This window comes from Oscillospiraceae bacterium (assembly GCA_015068645.1).
Lineage (GTDB): Bacteria > Bacillota > Clostridia > UMGS1840 > UMGS1840 > SIG452.
Map to the genome: position 1 here is coordinate 1 of SVKD01000009.1, position 21591 is coordinate 21591.

Sequence of the window (21591 nt, forward strand, 5' to 3'; positions counted from 1 at the left end):
ATTTTTTCAAAAATATTTATTTTATACAAAAAACGAGGATTATTTTATGGATAATAACAATTTATTTTCCATCGGCGAGATAGCAAAAGCCATTGGAATCACAAGAAAAATTATATTGAACTATGAAGCAAAAGGTCTCATTACTCCTGATAAAAAAGACGGAACCACTGGAAACAGATATTACAGTATTGATACCTTTACTCAGGTTCGTACTATCCGGGTGTTTCAGAACTTAGGGCTTACCCTTGATGAAATCCGTGAATACTTTGGTGGTAAATCAGATTTAGAACCGATGATACACCGTCTTGAAAAAATGAGGGATGAACTTAATCTCACCATAGAGAAACTGAAGGAGCGAACAAAAAAAGTCAATGCCGCAATCGAAGAGATTACCATTCCTGCACAAACAATTTATTCCCGTACATATAATTCTTCTTCAATCAAGGATAAAACAAATCTTCTCCGCGATACGGCACTTGAAGCTTTCAAGGCATACGAAACAGATACAACAAGGCGTTTATATTATATTGAGTATTCTGTTAAGGTTCCTGATGAAATATCCTATTGTGTAGCAATCCCTGCCGGAAGTAAAGGAGAATATGTTGAGGCTATTCCCGATGTCCGTGCTCTTTCTGTATATCATCACGGTGCATACGAGGACATACTCGACACCCGCAAGAAACTTTTTGAATACGCAAAAGAAAACGGCATTACCTTATCCGGCAAATGCAGACATATCTATCTTGAAGGACCACCACAACATAAAGATAAAAGCAAGTTCATCACACAGATTATTGCGATAATTGAATAAAAAAGAATGAGCCTCTAAGGATTCACTCTCCTTGGAGGCTTTAATTTTTACTCAATAATTTCTTTGCAAAACAAAATGCAACACCTGCCTGTATCTATAATTTATACACTTAAAAATATAAATCAAACAAACAAGTATTGCATTTAAGTTTACAATTGAGGTACTTCGTAAATATAAGCCAAAGAATTGTAACGTAAATTTTCAACACTAAGCTTGAATTCAGTAGTATGTACAGAAGAATCAACAGAAATTAAGGTTTTAGTATCTCTGTCATAATAAGCTCTCGCCTTATAACCTAAGAGGTCTTCCGCATCGGTCTGACCAACATCATAGATAACGCCGCCTATCATAACTTTTCCTTCCGCTAATTCATAACCGAAATCCAAATTTGTAATGCTGTTGGCAGTCACAACATCTTCAATTTTTTCTAAGTTAAAAGTAGCAGACAGCAGGGTGTGTCCTTTCGCAACAGAAAATTCCTGGCCTGCACCGGTAAATACAGCTCCCATAGAGTCAATGAATAAAGCGTTGTATAACATCATAATTGTATCATTTCTTATTTTTAAAAAAATACATATTTTTTAGTTAAATAAGCACAATTTTTAGCTTATGTTTCACAAAAAAATGTCCCAACCGCCAAAACTTATTGTTATTTACCACAATAAAAAAGTAAAAAACGCTGACTCAGACGAGCATCTTGTTTTGTCATGGCAGAAGCAAATTATAATCCCTGTACTTTGACCGGTGCTTGTTTGAAAATGTATAGATTCTCCACAGAAATCAAAAAAATTGATTACATCAGTATCTATACACTTTACTAAGTGAACAATAAAGACTCTATATTGAAAATCTTTAACAAATTTCAAATCATAAAAATCTTTGCAAACCCTTCCGGCAGAATAGGTATTGTTATCTTCAATCAAATTATCAAAAATGTAAAAGTAATCAAAATGTTGGTATTGCACGGTTTTACACACTTTCCTTAAATTACTAATTTCGGTGAGGTGTTAAACCGGATCCAGTCGGGTGAATGCGAACCGAAGAAGTTTTATATGAACGACTGCGGTTGCGATAAGTAGTTGATAATCAGCAACAAAACAAAAAGTGTCCAAAACCGTTGATTTTCAACGACTTTAGACACTTTCCTTAAATTACTGATTTTGGTGAGGTATTAAACCGGATTCAAAGCGGTAAATGTGAATAAAAACAGCTTTATATGAATGATTGCGGCTGCGGTAAATAACCAGAAAACAAAGAGACTGACGGATGTCAGTCTCTTTGTTCATGATAAAATAATTCTGCAAATGTAATTCAATAAAACAAGATATATCTTTTCATTTAATAAATTATCATCTCTTCACCTTATTTTTCATAAATATTTCTACTATATAAAAACTGTACGGTATAGAATCATTCATTATACGTTCCAAGTAACTATAATTTCAACATTTTTACCGCGAACACCCACAATAATATCGTCAGCAAGTTTTGCAACGATGGAACGTTCCAGTTCTGCAAATGCATCTTCTGCCTTCTCTTCCACTGCTTTTTTATAAGCAAACAGTGACCATGAGTATGCAAAGTCTGTTTCATAGGCAATGGTCGGATCAATATAACCAAATCCCATATTATAGCCATGATAATCATACAAATCTCCAACAGGAAGTGCTTGAAGAGCCGGATCTGAAGCTGCAAGAAGCATTGTTTCTGCAACTGCTCTGATTTTTCCCATAACACCTTTTGCCGCAGCATTTTTTTTGGACTTTGAAACAGCCAGCAACTCCTCTCTTAAGGCCAGATTCATATCCTCTGCCTGGAGTTTTACATGCAGTTCATAATGATTTCCGTCATTTTCTGTCCAGAACTCACCATCGAAGTTTTGGGTAAGTCCGGGAAGCATTCCGCAAAGTTCTTCTGTCAAAAGGCGAAGCCTTAATGCTTTTTTACCTTCAAGAGCATTGTATTTTGTTACTTTTTCTACCTCTGCAAGAACTGCCTCAAGGCAGGTTAAATCTTCATTTAATTTACAAATATTTGATTTCAATTGATTTTCCTCCTAACTTAATGAAATGGCAAGAGTAAGTATGTTATTACCATTTTCATATTCATATTCCATACTTTCCGTCATTTTCTTAACCATAAAAATTCCGAGACCGCCGATTGCTCTTTTTTCTGCAGAAAGAGTTGTATCAGGTTCAGTTGCCTCTAGAGGGTTGTATGGAATACCATTATCAATAAACGAAATGCGGAGTTTTCCACTTTCGATACTGTAGCAAACTGTTGCCAGAGTTGCCTTACTGTAATTGACTATGTTTGCATAAACTTCATCAAACACAATATTAATTTTATTTGCAATTTTCGGTACAATTTCAATCTTTTTGGAAAGTGAGTCTGCAAATGCACCTACAACTACGTGAGAATTGCTATCCGGTATAACCGAAATACTTTCGTCACCAAGTATTGCATCAAAATCGAGAGCAAGCATGGTAATATCGTCAAACTGCGGAGCCGTCCCCACAAATTGATCAACATCCTCTTTAATGAGTTTACAAAGCCTATTGGGTTCTGTATTTTCCAAAGAATTTACAAAATCTAAAAGTCTTTGTTCGCCGTAAAGCTCGGTGCTGTTGTTGGTTGCTTCGGTGACACCGTCTGTGTACAAATAAAGCTTATCACCCGGAGCAAGCTGCAATTCGTTTTTGCGGTAACGGATGCCTTCCATTCCTGCCAAAAGCATACCGCTTCGTGCTTTCAAATATGAAAACTCCTCACCACCTCTTTTAAAAAGTGGTGGGTTATGTCCAGCATTGGCAAACTTCATAAGTCCTGTCTTCGTATCTAAAATACCGAGCCATGCCGTGACAAACATTCCTGCATCGTTATTTTCGCAAAGCTTTTCGTTTGCAATGGTAAATATTTCGTCCGGCTCAAGTCCCTGCTCTGCCAAATCTCTGATCACTGTTTTTGCTCTCATCATAAACATCGCTGCAGGAATCCCCTTCCCGGATACATCCGCAACCAAAAAAGCAATGGTGGAATCACTAAGCATATAAAAGTCGTAAAAATCGCCGCCAACTTCCTTTGCAGTGATCATTTCGGCATATAGCTTAAACGCATTATTTTTCGGGAAAACTGTAGGTAGCGAAGAATACTGGATCTGTTTTGCAAATTCCAGTTCTTTATCAATTCTTGCTGCCGCCTCTTTGATATAGCGTTTCAGCGTACCAACTGTCTGATTGATATCATCAGAGAGGGATGCAAATTCCTCATTGGAACGAACATTCACCGTAACATTCAGGTTTCCGCTTGTAATCTCGGCAAGATCTTTGTTTATTTTCCTTAAGTTATCAATGATAATTCTCTTGATCAGGAAATAAATCAAAACAAATAAAGCAGCGAATATGAGGATTTCCATAAATGTATTGACATACACTGAAACCTCTTTCATAAACATAGCTTCATACTTTGGCATAGCACCGACAATATAGTATCCTTCTACAAAACGGTATGCGCAAAGGTATTCTTTGTCGTAGACCATTGACTCAAAAATTTCGCCTTGTGTAGTAGTTTCAGGATCAAATGTGATACCGATTTTCTGAAGCCCTGCGCCTTCAAAATCGTTTCTGTATGTTACAAGATTAAAATTTTCATCACATATTGCAACAAATCCGGAATTTCCTACATGACGGTTTTTTGATACTGTTTTCACATACTTGTCTATGTCTGCCCGAAACTGGGTGCTGTCGTATCCAACCTGAATAAATCCACCCTCTGAAAGTGCGATTGCTCCATATTTTCTAAAAGTAACATCATCATAAGAGGTAGGTCTGTAATCCTGAATATACTGGGACTCTTTCCCCTTTAAAAGTGCAGTTACAAATTCATTTGACTGCTCTCCGCTTGTCATATCATAGCCGATATACTCTTGTACATTGGAATCACAAATATATCCGTTCTCATCAATGATGTTGACTTCAATGACATTATATTTTTCGGCAAGAGATGAAAGGGTTGCTCCCATTAAGTATTCTTCCTTGATGTTTTCGGTCTTTTTTAAAAGATTGTTATTGGATTCATCCAAGATGTCCTGATAAACATCTGATAGGCTCATTTCGATGGTTTTATTGGTTTGGACCTCACTCATGCCTGTTTGCAATACAGAAGAAAATGAGCTTGTGGCAACAAAAGCAATGATAATACAAATTAAAAGCCAGCTTTGGAAAGTCTGTGAAATCTGTTTTTGTTCTTTTTTCGAGTCAGACTTTTCTCTGCCAATTAAAGATACTACCAAAACCGCAATCCCAACAGCCAATCCATTACCGATTACCATAGGTAATGTGCATATTTTTACAAATTCAAATGCGTTGACCGCATCATCCATATTGGTAAAGAATATCATCAGCATATGAAGCACTTCTGTAACCATACCAATACCCATACCATACAGCCAGGTTGGCTTCTTATCGTCAAACATATATGTTCTTAGGATTGCTGCAATAAAACCCGCAAGAATGGTTGATACTGAGCAGGCAATCTGCGTATATGTTCCGGCAAGCCCGAAATACACGGCAACAAAGCGATAAATACCTCCTATCAGTCCTGCTATGATGCCTGCAGGAGCACCAAAGATAAGACCTGCACAAAGAGGTGCGGCATCTCTCACATTCATGATAGTTCCGTCACCCACATCAAACCCGCCGAAGGTGGTTGTCGCAAAAATCGCCATAAGACCGAAAAGCACCCCGATAATCAATTGCTTAACTTTATGAGACGTTTTAGAAAACGCTGTTTTTTTGTCAAGTATGTAGAGAAAAATGGCGAGAAGTGCATTATATGATGCAGACATAATTAAATGTGGTGCCATATTTTCATCTCCTTATCAGATTTTTCTTCGCTCTTATTCGATGGTCAGAATATCCAAAAAACCTGTAATATCAAAAACTTCCATAATGCTGTCATTCACACCGGTAAGCTTCATACTGCCCTGTGCGTTCATTGCTTTTTGAGCCTTTAAGATTACTCGAAGTCCTGCGGATGAAACATACTCAAGATTTGCAAAATCAAAGGTAAGTTCCTTAAGCCCTGCAAGAACGCTGTCAAGTTCATTTTCAAGCTCCGGTGCTGTTTGGGTATCCAGTCGTCCGGATACGGTCAGCGTTACTGCTTCCCCATTAATTTTCTTTTCAATCGTCATTGTAATAATCTCCTTTTATATAAATTTAATTTTTTTGTTTCCACGATTCTATTGGCTCGTAGAGGAATGATAATTCCGCCATGGGAGTTTCCAAGCTCTGTGCCAAATTTTTGACAGCTTTTCGGATTTCGGGTGAAAAATCCATGTACCAGTCGAGAGTTTCCAAGATATATTTCCGCTTGAACTCCTCACTTGTGATCAGTGCACATTGTAAATTGTGCAATCTGTCTGCCGCCTTAACTGCATAAGCAATGGAATTTTGCTTAATGGCACCCACATATTCTGCCATATTGTACCCATGTTCTTTTGTCAAAAGTTTTACAGCTTCAAGAATTTCTTGATTTGCATATGTTAAAACGTCTTCTTCGGTTGCATCGGTATCCTCCAATAAATCGTGAAAGAGTGCCGCAATCTGATAATTTTCGTCAAATCCCTGACTTTTTACAATCTCTGAAACTGCTATCGGATGGGTGATATAATCATCACCGCCGATACGCTTTTGCCCTTGATGCTTTTTTGTTGCAAATGCCAAAGCACGTTGCATGCGTTCTGTCATCAACACCCCTCCTTTTGCTTAAGAAGGTGTTTTGCCTGTCTTTCAGCCTTCTCTTTGGTTCCCAAAGAGATTTTTAAAAACGCTGCAATGGTATCAAAATCGTAGTTTTTATTAAGTAATTCTGCACGGCACAAGAAACGTAGTGCAACACTTGAGGAAACAATATCAAGCCCTGCCGCAGATAATGCTTTTTTAGCCAGCTTCATTGCAAGATCATAATTTTCTTGAATCATCTTCTCAATATCACCAAGCTTTGTGATGCCTAAAAACGCAAGCTGAGGAATATAGCTTTCCGGGTCAATCTCTCTGATTTCCGCACCAGCAATATCCGCAATTTCACGAATAATACTTTGCATTTTTCGATTATTGAGAACATACTCGTTCAAAGAAATCATATTGATGGCAACATCATCTGCATCGTCGGTAATAATACGCTGCCGGATATCTTCCGTATAATCCACCATATTATCACGGGCACGCACAAACTCATCATCTGCCAGTTCCAAAAGACCTGCAAGCCGTGCAAATTGTCGGTTAATCTCTCTGGGAACACCAAAATCGCTCTTGTAGCCAATATCATGATGAATAGCTGACCAGGCGTGTTGCAGAATGGTTCTGATTTGCACTTCAAATTTTTTGCCGCAAATAGCATCAGGCCACTTATCACCAAAAGGAAGTGAACAGATGTAATGCAGGGATAAATATCCAAAGGCATCTTCTTTGATGAGTGCTCTTTTGTCAGATGAATTTTCCCAGTCTATCACAAAATTCTCTTCAATCTTCTGCCCGATTTGGTCAATTTCATCAGAAAGGAAACAAACCACACGACAACCTAAAATATCGGTAATATCTTCTAAGGTGTTGTAGCCGTCCCCTTTTCTCTCCAACTTCCCTGCCAGGCTTTTTTCTTCTTTCACACGATGCTCAACAGCTAAAACAGTAAGTCCCAAATCCTTTACGATGTCGGAGAGCATGGTATGTACCGTGTCGCCTAAGGTTACAAAATCGTCCCTTTGTTTTCTGTAATCCTCTAAAATAAGTCTGCATTTTAAATTCAAAATATCTCCTCCTTACATAAACCCAAACATGAGCTTAAATAAATCATATATTGCACCGCCTAAGGCTCCAATCAAAAGAACCATAAACAGATAAATAAACATACTGAATTTGCTGATTTCGTTATGTTCCATAGTAAAATAGAAATTGTAGTGCGCCTTCATATTGGAATCCCGTTCTTCTACCCACTGATAGGTAATTGCAGAGGAACAGTCATATCCTTCCGGCGCATAATTGCGGTTCAACTCTGCTTCAAGACGTCTGATACGGTAACAAGTGGAATCATTCATTTCATATTCGTCGCCGATAGAAATGGTGACCAGTGCCTTTCTGATCCGCTGTTCGTGCAGGTCTTTAATTTCGTTAATTTCAGGTGGCAGAAGCCGCGCCTCATTGATTCTGATGGAATAGCCGTATTTTTCGGAAATAATAGGGCTTTGAATCAACGAATTAATCCTTTCAAACATACTACCAACATCGACTTTCGATGCAAAAACCTTATCCAAGGTTTTATGAGGTATTCTGAATATCAGGTATGCTTCGTCAGATGTGATATAATCCTTTATAAATTCAAAATTTGCAGTAATAACCGTTCCGTATGAAACCTTTTTTACCTCCATACCTTCATTTGTAAGATTGATAAGGCTTACCGTTCTGTTGTCATACCGCAATTCTGATGTGTATTTTGTTTTTTGAGAATCCACCTTACCATTGGTATTAAAAAGGGCTCTTAATGCGGAGCTATCCGCCAGCATATACGATAAATCAACGATTTCGCAGCTTTCTATCGCAAAGGGAACAAAAATGTTGACCGTTTTTGTTTCTTTTGCTCCATATACACGCACACTGATATCAACATAACTTCTGCCTTTTGGGTTGATCCATTCATTTAAGTAGATTGTGCTTCTGTCATCACCATCAATCCATAATGCCCAGCCATCATCAGCAAATTTTCTTTTTCTGTTACCCACGCTTTATTTCAACCCCTTAATTTTTCGTTTATTCTCATACATAGCATCGTCCGCTCTGTTAAATACATCCATAAAATTTGTGTCCTTTCCGAAATCATATCTTGCAAAGCCTTTTGCAATGCTTACCGGAATTGACTCTTTATCTGTATCCACCGACTTGCTAAGACACTCTTCATCGAAAATTTTAAGAAGTTCCTCTACATCATCAAGGTCTCTGTTTTGCAGAATCACTAAAAATTCATCTCCGCCGATTCTGAAAACAGGACTTCTTTTGAATATATCTGATATAACCCTTGCCGCACTCACAATAAGCTTATTACCTACATCATGACCGTATCTGTCATTTGTTTCTTTCAGATAATTAATATCAAAAACGATAACACCAAAAACGATTTCTTTGCTTTCAATTTCTTTATCAAAATCAGTAATCCACGCCCAATAGGAATTCGTGTTTCTAAGCCCGGTAAGTGAATCACGATAGGCTAAAAGATGCTGCAGTTTCTCGTGCTCCTTCAGCTGCAACGCCATATTCTCAAATGCAATGCTTAAGAGATTAATTTCATACGTATCGCTCTGTATGATTTCAACATCATACTCCTGATTGGAAAGTTTCACCGATGCATCAGTTAGTTTCTTTAAGGGATGCACAATTTTTTTAACGATAAAAATTGCGATGCAAGAAAACAACACGGCAAGCAAAAGCACAACAAGTAGTATCTTAAGAGCTATGTCATATCGTATCTGTCTGATATCATTGTAGCTTGCAGAAATGATCAGCGTCATTCCATTCCTTAATTCTTCGGATACACTGAGATATTCTTCCGGATGCTCATGAAGCTTTGCGTCTTCGGCGTGCTCTGAATTATAGATGTCTGCACCTTCAAACTCGAGATGTGCAAATCCGTTTTCATAAATTTTTATATGGTGAACCTTATCGGTCAAAACGCTATAGTCAAAGTCCATACCAACAATACCGATAAATTCGTTATCATAATAAAGAGGCACTACATACGAAATCATCATGATATCGATGTTTTTGTTGTTGTATGGCAACATCCAGACGGGTTTTCCTGCTTCAAGCGGTTGCCAATACCAGCCCACGTGTTCAGTATCAGATTTATCATAAAGAGATATATCAGTAGGCTCAAAACGAACAAATTCATCCGTTCTTTTCACCTTACTGTAAAAAAGTCCGAATGTGTTATGTGAAAGCTCGGGTGCAAATCTGAAATAGTACGCCATCGCACCGTCAGTATTGCTTGCTACATCAATAAACATCTCATCAGCTCGTTCTAAAATATCGGCCTGTCTTTTGGTATCCTCAATATCAGCTTTACTGTTGATAAAATCGAGCACATAGCTTTCCATAATATGTACCGACTTTTCCATATCGCCGAAAATGTCGTTGATTTGAGAAGCTTCTTTTTCACAGGTGACATTTATATAATCCTCTGTCTGGTGCTGCACAAACTGGTCGACCTCATATATACTTAATCCCCCTATGAACACTGTAATAGCCAGCATAGCAGATATAAGTGTTATTAAAATTTTAGACTGCATTGAGTGTATTTTCATTTTATATCATCCTTTCCGGCTATTGTATAAAATCAGCTATGACAAACCTATGACAAATTTGAAATACGCTTTTTGGCTTCTTCCATAATAGATGTTACATCTGCGCCAAAAATGTCCAGACCTTCTGCCGCGCAAAAACACACATCATCAATCCCATAGAAATTTTGAGCAAGTGCTTTTACATAATCAAATCCAAAATTGTTATGACTGATATATCCACCGGCGGTAGTGATATAATACAACTTTTTTGCCTTACATTTGCCAACAGGACGTCCCTCTTCTGAATATTCAAAAGTAATTCCTGAAACCGTGATGTTTTCCAAATAAATTTTTAACACGGAGGGAAATGATAAATCCCAAAACGGTGCAGCAATTACAATAATGTCAGCTGTCGAGAACTGTTTGGCATATTCAAATTCCTCACCGGAAAAATCATGCAGTGCTCTTTTTTCGATCCCCTTATTACAAAGAGGTAACAGGCCCTCTTTGTATAAATTAACTTCGGTTATTTCTCCATCCAATCTATTGAGCAAATGCCAAGAAAGTTCTGTTGTTCTTGACTGAGGGCGAACACAAGCATTGATCAACAAAATTTTATTTTTCATATAGATTTCTCCGATTCTAACATTTCTAAAAGGCCCGTCATTTCGAAAACCTCATAAACCATATCGTTAACTTTTTCAATTCGCATTGTTCCCTGATTGGAATTCATTTTTTTATACGCTCCAAGCAAAACTCTGATGCCCGCCGAAGAAATGTATTCGACCCCGGACATATCAAAAATAAGTTCTTTTGTATCTTCGGACAACTCACTGATTACGGTTGCTAAATTTGGTGCAGTTGTTGTGTCCAATCTCCCCGTTATTGCAAGAGTCACAAGTTCAAAGTCTCTTTCTACATTGATTGTCATAAACATTCTCCTTTCAAAGAATAATTACATACATAAAATATCACATTCACTATGACAAACCTATGACAAATTAAAATTCGAGTAAAAAAAATACGGTCGGAATCTTCCGACCGTAAACAAATTTATGAATTTCTTCCAAGCAGCAATGCGAGTGTGTCTTCAGCCCAGGAGTACTGGGTCATATACTCTCCATGAAACGGAGGCTTTCCGGTTTGTAAAAACTTGTGATAGTCACAGTTGATTCTCGAGGGATCTATTCTGTAATGGTACCCTTCCTGGCAAAACACCTTTTCCGCCCCCACATTGGCCAGTGCTTTTTTTAAATCTCCCACAAGATGTCTTAAATAATCCATATTTTTAACATCATCTGTATTTTCGGGCCATATAACGGCACATATTTGCTTTCCCGTCATGCCTGCACCGTTTCTGTCAACAAGCACCGCAAAAAGCTCCTTTGCTTTGGTACGCTTAAAGGCAAGCGCCTCTCCATTTTTTAAAACCTCAAAGTTTCCGAAGCATTTCACATCAAGCAATGAAACATTCGGATTTTTACTCTTAATATGGTCAATTTCTTTCTGAACATCCTCCGGAGTGATTGGTTTCATCAGATATCCGCTACATCTGAGCCGAATGGCATTGAGTGCATACTCCTCATACCCCGTACAGAAAACAATTTTGCATTCCGGCTGAATTTGGGAAATCTTTTCAGCCAGGGCAAGTCCACCCATACCACGCATATTGATATCAAGAAAAGCGATATCCGCACTATTTTGAGCAATCCACTCAAGAGCAGCTGAACAAACAGAAAAGTCGTAAACCGCTTCGATATCAGGCGAAGCTTTCACAATATTGGTCAGAGCATTCAGCATAGGCCTTTCATCATCCACTGTGATTGCAATCATTTCCTGTCCCCTCCTTTGGTATTCTTATAGTTGCCTTCGTTCCACTTCCGATTTTGCTTTCTATGGTCAGTGTACCGTTACACATCGCCTCAATTCGGCCCCGTATGTTTTTGATTCCGACATGCTTGGTTTCATCATATCCTGCATTGATATCAAAGCCCACACCGTCGTCGGTTACCTCTACCACATAAGACTCTTTGGTTTCATAAGCAGATATTGTAACAATTCCGCCTTCTTCAAGCCCCATAAGACCGTGCTTGATAGCGTTTTCGACAAGGGGCTGAACGGAAAGTGCAGGCAGAAGAAACTCCACAGAACGAAGGTCGTATTGGATTGTCATATCAGGGAAACGAATCTGTTCAATATCGGTATAGTGCTTGACGTGATTCATTTCCTGCGAAAATGTAATCGGTTTTACATTATCCAGTTCACTGAAGTTTCCTCTTAAATACAAGCTAAAGTTACGAACCAATTTTGAAGCAGCTTCCGGTTCTGTGATACAAAGCTGTTCAATCGTTCCCAAGGTATTATAGATAAAATGAGGCTGAATCTGGCTGATCAGAAGGGATATTCGACTTTCTGCAAGCTCTGCCTTTAAAATCATTTTTTCCGTTTCAAGCTCTCTCGCTCGTATAGCTGCATTGAAACTTTGAGGAACAACCTTCAAAAGCAAGATAAGCGTTGCAACAAAGATTAAAACAAAAATACCTTCCGAAACAATGCCACCTTGCCACAAGCCAAAGCTTGTCCCCAAACTATCCAGGATAAATGCAATCATCGGAAGCATCACGAACGCATTGAATATCGTTTTGTTTTTATCTGCTTTTGAAAAACAAAGAGCAAGAAGCACTATCATTACAAGGCAAATCGCACTTTGAAGTGCTGACCATACTGGCAAGGTATCATAAAATCTCACATGAGTAATCGTTGGTGCCAACATACATGCACAAATGAAAAACAAATCCAAAACAGCAAGCCATATCCCAACTTTTTTTGCCTTATTTTTCAGCTGAAAAACTATAAAGCCCGTCAGCATCAGCATATAAATCATGATTGAACCAATCTGCATTCTTGTATTAAATTTAATGATTTCGCTAAAGAATATCACTCCGTGTGCTTTAAATAAGAAATAAATCCCCGAACAGAAGATAGCAATGCCAATCAACCATAGTTTTCCATTTCCTTTCATATGAATCAACATCGAGAATATAGCTGTACCCATAATCATAAATGCAAACAAGATCAGGGCAATCCCAAAAACCCTGTGTGCACTTCCTTTATTCAACATATCTCTTTCAAAATCTGTTCCGCCATAGGTACTTAAATGGTTCAGAAAATCATCAACTGCTCCTGAATTGCCGAATTGATGCGGATTTTTCAGTTTGATCACAATTTCATTTGCACCTTGACATTCATAGCCGATATACATTTCGCCACACATATCCTCACCGGCAATATCCAGCTCCGCATCAAATGGGTGAAATTCTTCTCCATCTTCGGATACTTCACCACCAATATGATTAAAATAAAATGCAAGGATTGTGCCTTCGGGTGCATTTCCTACAATCTCTCCCGTAGTGGGAACAAATAACTGAAAATTTCCTTTCAGGGTTACATCACCTTTGTCTGCGGGAATATGTTCACCTTTGACATATGTTTGCCACTCGCCGTCTGCCACCTGATATTCCCCGACAAACTTTGCGGAAAGATACAAGGCATTCATTGCCTGATTTCCATAATCTCTTCCTGTATAAACAAAGGTGCAAAGAACAATAACCAGCAAAGATATACATATCCCAATAAAAAATTTCTTATTTAAGTTTTTTTTCATAGATTTCATAACAATCATTCTCCACAAGTATTTTCTGTGTTCATTGCAGAATTTGTGCAAATTTCAGATACAGGCAAGGATATTTTGTAACATCGTTCATTGACACATACAGAAAGAAAATGCTACATTGAGAGCAACCATCATTTCTTAAGGTGAAAACCGACCTGTTCTTGATCCGTGTTGAATATTTTAGGAATCTTCCGCCGAATTCCATTCCATAAAATTTTGTCGTAATTCGATAAAGCCACCTTTTGTTGATTACTCTCTGCAGATAGTCTCAATTTTAAGACTGTATATTATAATAAAGCTAATAAAATCAAAGCCGTCAGCATTATCACAACGCCGGCAATCCCAACGTAAGATAAAGAGCGTTTCACTCTCCAAAAGGAAATCGCCTCACATACGCAGATAACACATAAAGCAATACAACCGCCTAATTCTGTATATGGCGCATTATTTTTTCTTCCCAACATTTCCAGGACTAACCATACAAGCAATGCAACACCGGAAATAATAGTTGCAACTTTTTCTAAGGTTGTTTTGTCTCCCCATTTATCATTCATCATTTAACTCCTCTTTCTATTCTATCACTTTATCTTTACTTTTTCAATAAATCTTTCAAGAATGACAGCAATTTCTGCTCTTGTTACATTATCTTTCGGATTTAATGTGCTGATTGTTTTCCCCGTAATAATCCCTGCACCGGCAACATACTGCATAGCAGGAATCGCATATTCGGAAATATCAAAAGCATCATCATAGGAAAGAATATTGGTATTTTCCCCTATGCTTACATCGTATTCCTGAAATTTTGCATATAAATGCAAAACAGATGCAAACTGTTCACGGGTAAGGGATGAATCAGGATGAAAGTCCTTATCATTTTCATGAACCAAATTATTTTCTTTTGCCCAAGCTATCGCTTCTGCATACCAAGGTGTATCTTCTTCGGTTTCGATGACAGGTTTTGTTTCTTCCATGTTATAAAGAATCTGCAAAAATTCTGCCCAGGTAATATTTTTACCGGGATGAAAATACTTGTTTTCGTCTCCTTGCATCAGTTTGTTCTTCAAACAATATGCCACCCCGTTGTGATACCATTCGTATTCGGGCAAGGGATTATTGTTAAAACTGTAGTACGGAACAAGCGCTACTGTCAGTTCCTCCATCCAGGTTTTCCCGTTACTTCTTTTCAGTTCCAATGTGTTCACAACACAAGAACGGACACGCTGACGAACTGACGGATTTTCAGGCTGCATGATGGTCCCAACAGCACTGATAACATAATAATTTCCGTTTCGACTGCCAAGATACATCATTTCGTGACCGTTAAAATAGAGAATGCTTCCAAACGGAAGAGCATCAAGAAATTTCATACTTTCTTCTTTGGACATATACTGCATATCAACCTTCGCCATAGGCATTGCTGATTGCCAGGTGGTATTCCTCGCAAGCTCCATACCAAAGCATTTATACACATTTCTCATATATCCGGAACAATCATCGGAATTAAGACTTCCACCCCAACCGTAAATATTTCCGAGAGCCGAGAATACAACTTTTGAAATGTTTGTTTTGGTCAATGGTAAAAATCCGACATGTACTTTTTTATGTTCCGAAATAAGGGTCAGCTTTTTAGAATATGTTCCGTCATCATTTCTTACAGGAATCCAAACAACATAGTTGTGGTATGCCGAACGGTTATCGATAATCTCGGTAGGCTTTACATCCTTCGCAAGCTCTAAAACCGTTCCCATTGTCAACATTAGATCCGATGTACTTGCACCATCTATGGAAGTTTCGGTATACACCTTATCACCCCATACAACAAGAACATCATCTGTTTCAATATCCCATGCAGAAATCCATTCCTCTTTATCCCTACAAATGGCAACTGAATCTACCGGAATCCAACCTGAACAACAAATGCTCTTTGCAAGATAGTAGTTTCCGTCTTTTGACTTTGATGTAATTACAACAGGTTCGTTGACTCTGACTGAGGCAAGATACTGATAATCAAAATCGATATCAGTAAGATCATCCCAAATCGCTATATCAGACGGAAAAGTGCGTAGTGCTGTTCTTTTGGTTGCAATCCCATAGAGCACTTTTTGTTCTTGTTCTGCATCAGGATTTTGCGTATTTGCAATCATGTTATCATAATCTTCCTGAGTGGCTTTTTCTTCACATTCTAAATACGTCCAACCAAGATAATAGGAAGCATCTGCCTGACTCGATTTCAGGAGCGCTTCATTTAACGCAATCCCATCTATCGTTTCCGGCTGATTCTTCAAATCATACATATTTGTGCCTTTTGTAAAAAGAGTCTCTTCATTGAGTTTTTCAATTTCTTCGTAAGACATAAGTATCTCATCTTCCTGTGTCCAATAGGAAGGTGATGACATCTCGCTTGTTACATTGGGCAGATAAGATACCCCCGATGCTAAACCATTGACAATCGTGTTGAAAAATAACACAACTGCAAAAATAGTACTGAAAATTCTTTTTGTTTTTATGATGGTTCACTCCTTTATTATGATATATAAACCTTATTTATTTTTTATCGCTTTATGGATTTCAGTATCAGCCAAGAAAATTACAAATAACACTGCACTGACTTTATGAATGATGGAAACAATAGCAACACCATGCACATGCATCAGCACAACGCCTGTGATGAGAGCAATTCCATAAAACACACGCATCGCGATTTCAAGAGGCGGGTTTCTCCATTCCTTGTTGGTTACAACGGTGTATGCAATCAGTAGTAAAAGCCCTATCAAAGACACGATAATATGTGTGATCATCCCTGTGGCACGAAGTAAAAACAGCAATACTGCAATCGCAATCATTGGAATTGAAAATAAAAAATTCTTCTTCATCTTATTCTCATCCTCTATTCATATAAATAATTTTTGGGAACAAATGGGAATTCCCTTTTATTTTTCAATGAAATACATCGCTTCTTCTTCGGCAACAAGGGTTAACATGTGATCGTCATCAATATAAAAATTTGACAAATAGATTTGGGTTGCAGTCTCGATACCTTCGCCCTTTGTTACGTGAGCCAAAATTAAAGTCCCGTTACCTTTATCTTTGCCTTTTACGGTAACCTTGCTAAGTCCCACAGGATAATACTCAGAGGGAACTTCTTCCGGTGGATAATCGGTGTTTTCTTCCGTCACCATCAGTTTGTCTTCAGAGTAAGCAAACACACGCCATTCGTAACCCTTTTCATATTCATATTCAAATACGTGTTCCGCTTCGTAGTTATGTCTCATATCTGTATGGAACAGTTGCGGGGCATACGGAATTTCCACGCTAATTACACCAAGTGCATATGGTGCGATTTCTCCCTGATTGAAATAAAGCACCAAGGAATTTTTGGTAAGATAAAACTGAACATAACCAAGATATTCTTTCACGTAATCGCATGTATAAACATCAGAAGATTCAGGAGCAATTTCTTTCAATTTCTCAACAAATAAATTTGTTACGTAGTCTGACAAAGAAGCATCAAGCATACTTTCTTCAATAACTTCTGAAACTGACATTTCCGCATCAGAGCCTACGTGGTATGTTCTTGAATCCATTATTTTTGACGGATGAGCTCCACCTATATTTACATATTTGTGATTAATAAATGAAAGATAGCCCCAAATTCTGTAAGGTTGTTCGTAAGTAAGTTCATAAACAAAAGGTTTAAAATCTTCGCCCATTTGTTCTTTCAGCGTAAGTGCATCCTCTTTTTTTGCTCTTGCTTCTTCTATAAACCTCTCAGCATCCCACAAATAATCAGCATTGATGTTATCCAGGTAAGGGATGTCATTGGGATTTTTTATAACAGGATAATATGCAACTGCTTCTATTAAAACATTGCCTTCCTCATCGGTTATGGTTTCTTCAATTTTTTTTGCAGAAACATCATAGGCATTCATCGGGGGATCAATGTGAATTGTTTTGGTGTCACCATACCAATGCACCTCACATTCAAATGCTTCAGAGATTGCTCTTAACGGAACTAAAGTTCTGCCATCTTTAATTTTTGCAGGAACATCGAGAGCTATTTCTTTTCCATTAAAATACATTTTGTTTTCGCCGATGGTAAGTTGCAAATGATCATTCGCTCTATTTGCTGAAACAATTTGTTTTCCGTCATCAGTGGAATAATAAACTGCACAGCCCATGGTTTCAAAAATCGCTCTTAAGGGAACTAAGGTTCTGTCGTTTTCAATGACTGGCTCCACATCAAAGTTCACAATCTTGTTTTGATAACAAACATCTATTCTTTCGGCATATTTCTCGTTATATGCCGAAAGTCTTTTCGCAACATTTTCCTGAAGATTTCTGAAGAAAAACTGATAGTCGTAAAGATGATAGATACCGTCATCAAAAAGCTTACCGGGATAATCTTCCGGCTTTACGTCTGTAACCTTCAACGCTCCTCTTTCTTCGTCTATGTATGCACCTGTAAGATTAGGAATTTCTTCTTTGATATTCCCTGAATAATCGGTAAAGCAAGCGCCCTGGTTAAGAGTCTTGTCTGCAACTTCGGATGTTGTTTTCCAATTCAGGGGATTTATGGAATATGTCTTTTCATCTTCACCGATTATTAAAGAAGATGTAATATCTTTATCCTCGCTGTTAAATGCAACAATAACACCCGTATCTGTTTCTCCTTTGGCAGGCTTAAGATGCGGATATTCTGCCACTTCGTCTTCTGTGAGTTTCCAACCGATAGCATATGCAGCAACAAGTCGTCTTTGATATTGCGGCTCGTCAAACAAATCCTTCATCAAGCGAATAATCAAATCTGCCCCCTGGGAAAATCCTGCAAGAATTAATGGTCTGGAAGCATCTGTTTGGTCTGCATAGAATAAAAATGCCTGTTTCACATCCTCATAAGCTATGGAAAGATACTTTTCCTGTTCCTCCTCACTGAGACTGTAAACCGGGAAAGTGGCTTGTCTGTAATAAGGTGCATAGATTCTTGCCACATCCTCATAAATACCAAGCTCCATATTGATAGCGCCGTCAAAGCTCTGGCGATATTTTTCATCCGTTATATCAGAATTGAAATTCCCCTCTTTGCCCATATCAACAGTCGGGCAAACAAAGAAAAGGTCTGCTTCCTTTTCCTCTCCCAGATTCCAACGCGACCAGTAAAACATATTGGAATAATCAACATATTCGTCCTCCGGTGCGGATACCACAAATATTTCCTCAGCTAAATCATCTGCCGCCAATGCCGTAAACGATGACAAACAAAGCACAACTGCAATCAATAAACTTAAAAATCTTTTGGTTTTCATAGAACTACCTCCTAAATAGCCGGATTACCCTGAACATATTTTTTCTTTGATTATGATATCAACAATTCATTTCCGTTGTTCTTTTCTTCTTGTTTTTTCTTCATGTAAATATCTTTTGACTTAATCATATCAAATTTGATATGACAAACCTATGACAAAATAAAAAAAATGCCAGAAATAATAATTGTCGTAATTCCTTTAGTTACAAAGAATTACGACAATTTCCTGAAATTACCGATTTGGGTGATATGTTATCCCTGCTTGATGAATTCAATAACCTGATTGATATTCTTCTTTCCGAAAGATACGTGTTTATCGTTAATCACCAGACAAGGAACACTCATCACATTATATTTTTTCTTTAACTCTTCAAAATGTTGAAGATCATACACTTCCGCTGTGATGTTTTTGTTTTTTGTTGCGATACGCTGACAGGCAATTACCAAATCAGGACACATCGTACAAGACAACGATACCAAAATCTTCATATCTATGCATTTTTGAATTTCTTCAATTTCTCTCAAAACATCATCTTCGATTGTCTGTCCGGGACCTGCTGCATTGTAAAGTCCCAGCACAAAAGAAGTGAACTCGTGTCCGCCCGGAACACCGTGGAATCCAATTCCCGTATCCGTACCATCCTCCAAAAAGATTCGCACACAAGGAGCAAGATTTGATTGGTCATCTCTATCAGCTACCATAACTGTAAGCTTATCCGTAAGGTCTGAAAGTTTTGTGATAAAATCTTCCAGCTCCAAAGAAACAGGACGATGATCCAGATACAGTTTCAGGGTAACTTTGCGTTCCATTTTGGAAAATACGCCCTCTAACTGTGCTTTCATTTCTGCTGTAAATGTTTCATTGGAATCATCGGTCGATTCGGGAGTCTCAGATTCACTGTGAAAGTCTGTCGTTCTGGTAACGGGAGGTTTAGGCTGAAGCCCTGTTTTTCTTTGTAATTCGGCAACATATTTTTCAAGTTCTGTGGCCGCCAATGCACCGTCACCGGTAGCCGTAACCACCTGACGAAGGGGTTTGATACACACATCCCCTGCTGCATACAATCCGTCTATATTCGTTTTTTGACTGGAATCCGTTATAACATAGCCGAACTCATTTAACTTTGCAATATCTTTCACCAAATCTGTGTCAGGAGAATATCCGGCAAACACAAATACGCCGAAGTGATCCCCGTCTTTTGTTCGGTATTCGGTAACATCTCCGGTTTTGGTATTTTTATAACGAATATAATTAAGGCCGTTTTCACCGCTTACTTCTTCCACCACAGTATGATAAATAACGGTTATTTTTTCATGATTTTTTGCCGGTTCTGCAACATTTGCAGCACAGGTAAAATCGTCATCCCGCACAAGGATTGTGACATGACGGGCAAATTTTGTTAAGAACACACCTTCCTCTGCTGCAGCAAAGCCACCACCGATTACAAAGACTTCTTTCTCTGTGAAAAATTCTCCGTCACAAGTGGCGCAATAAGCAACACCCCGCCCTTTGTGTGTTTCTTCTCCCAAAAATCCGATGGTTCTGGGATGTGCACCGGTGGCAAGCAAAACTCCGAAACATTGAAAATCTCCACGGCTGGTATGAACGGTTTTTATATCATCATCCATTTTAAGACTTTTTGCTTCTGCCATTAAAAATTCTGCTCCAAAGCTTTCTGCCTGACGGCGCATCGTCTCGGTCAGCTCTTTTCCGCTGATTTTTCCTAACCCCGGATAATTTACCACCTCGTGTGTAATGGTAATCTGGCCGCCAAACTGCTCTTTTTCCACAACCAACACGCGGTATCTTGCCCGAGCCAGATAAATGGCGGCGGTCAGTCCTGCCGGACCGCCACCGATTACCACAACATCATAGAAAGTATCCTGGTTGATATTTTGCTTGCTACTCATTATAACTGCCCTACAAGGTCAAGACTGGGCTTTAATGTTTCAGCACCCGGCTTCCAGTTGGCAGGACAAACCTGATCGCCGTGAGCGTGAACAAACTGACACGCCTGAACCTTACGGAACAGTTCTTCTGCATTTCTGCCTACATTCCCTGCGGTTACCTCATAGCCTACAATTTTACCTTCGGGATTGATGATAAAAGTACCACGCTCTGCAAGACCGTCTGATTCAATTAAAACCTCAAAATCTCTTGAAATTTCATGAGTTGGGTCTGCAAGCATAGGATAATTGATTTTTTTGATTCTTTCCGATGCATCGTGCCATGCTTTATGAACAAAATGGGTGTCGGTAGAAACAGAATATATTTCGCATCCGATATTTCTAAACTCTTCATATTTATTTGCCAAATCTTCTAATTCTGTGGGACAAATAAAGGTGAAATCCGCGGGATAGAAAAAGAATACACTCCACTTCCCTAAAATATCTGCTTTGGAAACTGTTTTAAACTCGTTTCCTAAAAACGCCTGTGCTTTAAACTCTGAAATTTCTTTGTTAATCAATGACAT

The 21591-nt window shown here is 38.4% G+C and carries 19 protein-coding genes; 1 reads left to right on the forward strand and 18 read right to left on the reverse strand.

Annotation, left to right across the window (positions count from 1 at the left end; all coding sequences use genetic code 11):
- Window positions 1-46 precede the first annotated feature (46 nt).
- On the forward strand, window positions 47-811 hold the full coding sequence (locus E7413_05020; GenBank protein MBE7019217.1) for a MerR family transcriptional regulator: 765 nt from the start codon (window positions 47-49) through the stop codon (window positions 809-811).
- 149 nt (window positions 812-960) lie between these two features.
- On the opposite strand, the gene E7413_05025 is transcribed toward E7413_05020, so the two are convergent.
- The 18 genes from E7413_05025 to ahpC form a co-directional block, all read right to left on the reverse strand.
- Entirely contained in the window at window positions 961-1353 is a 393-nt protein-coding gene (locus tag E7413_05025; protein MBE7019218.1) for a hypothetical protein, read from the reverse strand.
- 875 nt (window positions 1354-2228) lie between these two features.
- A complete protein-coding gene (locus E7413_05030; GenBank protein ID MBE7019219.1) occupies window positions 2229-2855 on the reverse strand; it encodes a hypothetical protein in 627 nt (208 codons plus the stop codon).
- Between the two features lie 12 nt (window positions 2856-2867).
- Window positions 2868-5675, reverse strand: coding sequence for a hypothetical protein (locus E7413_05035; GenBank protein MBE7019220.1), 2808 nt, complete (start codon window positions 5673-5675; stop codon window positions 2868-2870).
- A gap of 33 nt (window positions 5676-5708) precedes the next feature.
- Complete coding sequence (locus E7413_05040) at window positions 5709-6005, reverse strand: STAS domain-containing protein (protein ID MBE7019221.1); 297 nt, start codon at window positions 6003-6005, stop codon at window positions 5709-5711.
- A 25-nt stretch (window positions 6006-6030) separates the two neighbouring features.
- A complete protein-coding gene (locus E7413_05045) occupies window positions 6031-6561 on the reverse strand; it encodes a bifunctional (p)ppGpp synthetase/guanosine-3',5'-bis(diphosphate) 3'-pyrophosphohydrolase (GenBank protein ID MBE7019222.1) in 531 nt (176 codons plus the stop codon).
- Entirely contained in the window at window positions 6561-7619 is a 1059-nt protein-coding gene (locus E7413_05050) for a hypothetical protein (GenBank protein ID MBE7019223.1), read from the reverse strand. The genes E7413_05045 and E7413_05050 overlap by 1 nt, the downstream gene beginning before the upstream one ends.
- Window positions 7620-7631: 12 nt before the next feature.
- A complete protein-coding gene (locus E7413_05055) occupies window positions 7632-8588 on the reverse strand; it encodes a hypothetical protein (protein MBE7019224.1) in 957 nt (318 codons plus the stop codon).
- Between the two features lie 3 nt (window positions 8589-8591).
- Window positions 8592-10163, reverse strand: a complete 1572-nt coding sequence (locus tag E7413_05060; GenBank protein MBE7019225.1) for a diguanylate cyclase — start codon at window positions 10161-10163, stop codon at window positions 8592-8594.
- A 47-nt stretch (window positions 10164-10210) separates the two neighbouring features.
- Complete coding sequence (locus E7413_05065; GenBank protein MBE7019226.1) at window positions 10211-10768, reverse strand: ACP phosphodiesterase; 558 nt, start codon at window positions 10766-10768, stop codon at window positions 10211-10213.
- Window positions 10765-11079: an STAS domain-containing protein gene (locus tag E7413_05070; GenBank protein MBE7019227.1), complete on the reverse strand. Its 315-nt coding sequence runs from the start codon at window positions 11077-11079 to the stop codon at window positions 10765-10767. Before E7413_05070 ends, E7413_05065 begins: the two co-directional genes overlap by 4 nt.
- A 116-nt stretch (window positions 11080-11195) precedes the next feature.
- Window positions 11196-11975, reverse strand: coding sequence for a response regulator (locus E7413_05075; protein MBE7019228.1), 780 nt, complete (start codon window positions 11973-11975; stop codon window positions 11196-11198).
- On the reverse strand, window positions 11953-13824 hold the full coding sequence (locus E7413_05080; protein ID MBE7019229.1) for a hypothetical protein: 1872 nt from the start codon (window positions 13822-13824) through the stop codon (window positions 11953-11955). Before E7413_05080 ends, E7413_05075 begins: the two co-directional genes overlap by 23 nt.
- A 278-nt stretch (window positions 13825-14102) precedes the next feature.
- Complete coding sequence (locus E7413_05085; GenBank protein MBE7019230.1) at window positions 14103-14372, reverse strand: hypothetical protein; 270 nt, start codon at window positions 14370-14372, stop codon at window positions 14103-14105.
- Window positions 14373-14393: 21 nt separating this feature from the next.
- Window positions 14394-16283 carry a hypothetical protein gene (locus E7413_05090; GenBank protein MBE7019231.1) on the reverse strand — a complete coding sequence of 630 codons (1890 nt, stop codon included), beginning with the start codon at window positions 16281-16283 and terminating at the stop codon, window positions 14394-14396.
- A gap of 72 nt (window positions 16284-16355) precedes the next feature.
- A complete protein-coding gene (locus tag E7413_05095; protein ID MBE7019232.1) occupies window positions 16356-16688 on the reverse strand; it encodes a hypothetical protein in 333 nt (110 codons plus the stop codon).
- 57 nt (window positions 16689-16745) lie between these two features.
- Complete coding sequence (locus E7413_05100; GenBank protein ID MBE7019233.1) at window positions 16746-19118, reverse strand: DUF3089 domain-containing protein; 2373 nt, start codon at window positions 19116-19118, stop codon at window positions 16746-16748.
- Window positions 19119-19369: 251 nt separating this feature from the next.
- Complete coding sequence (locus tag E7413_05105) at window positions 19370-21028, reverse strand: FAD-dependent oxidoreductase (GenBank protein ID MBE7019234.1); 1659 nt, start codon at window positions 21026-21028, stop codon at window positions 19370-19372.
- Window positions 21028-21591, reverse strand: coding sequence for a peroxiredoxin (gene ahpC, locus E7413_05110; protein ID MBE7019235.1), 564 nt, complete (start codon window positions 21589-21591; stop codon window positions 21028-21030). The genes E7413_05105 and ahpC overlap by 1 nt, the downstream gene beginning before the upstream one ends.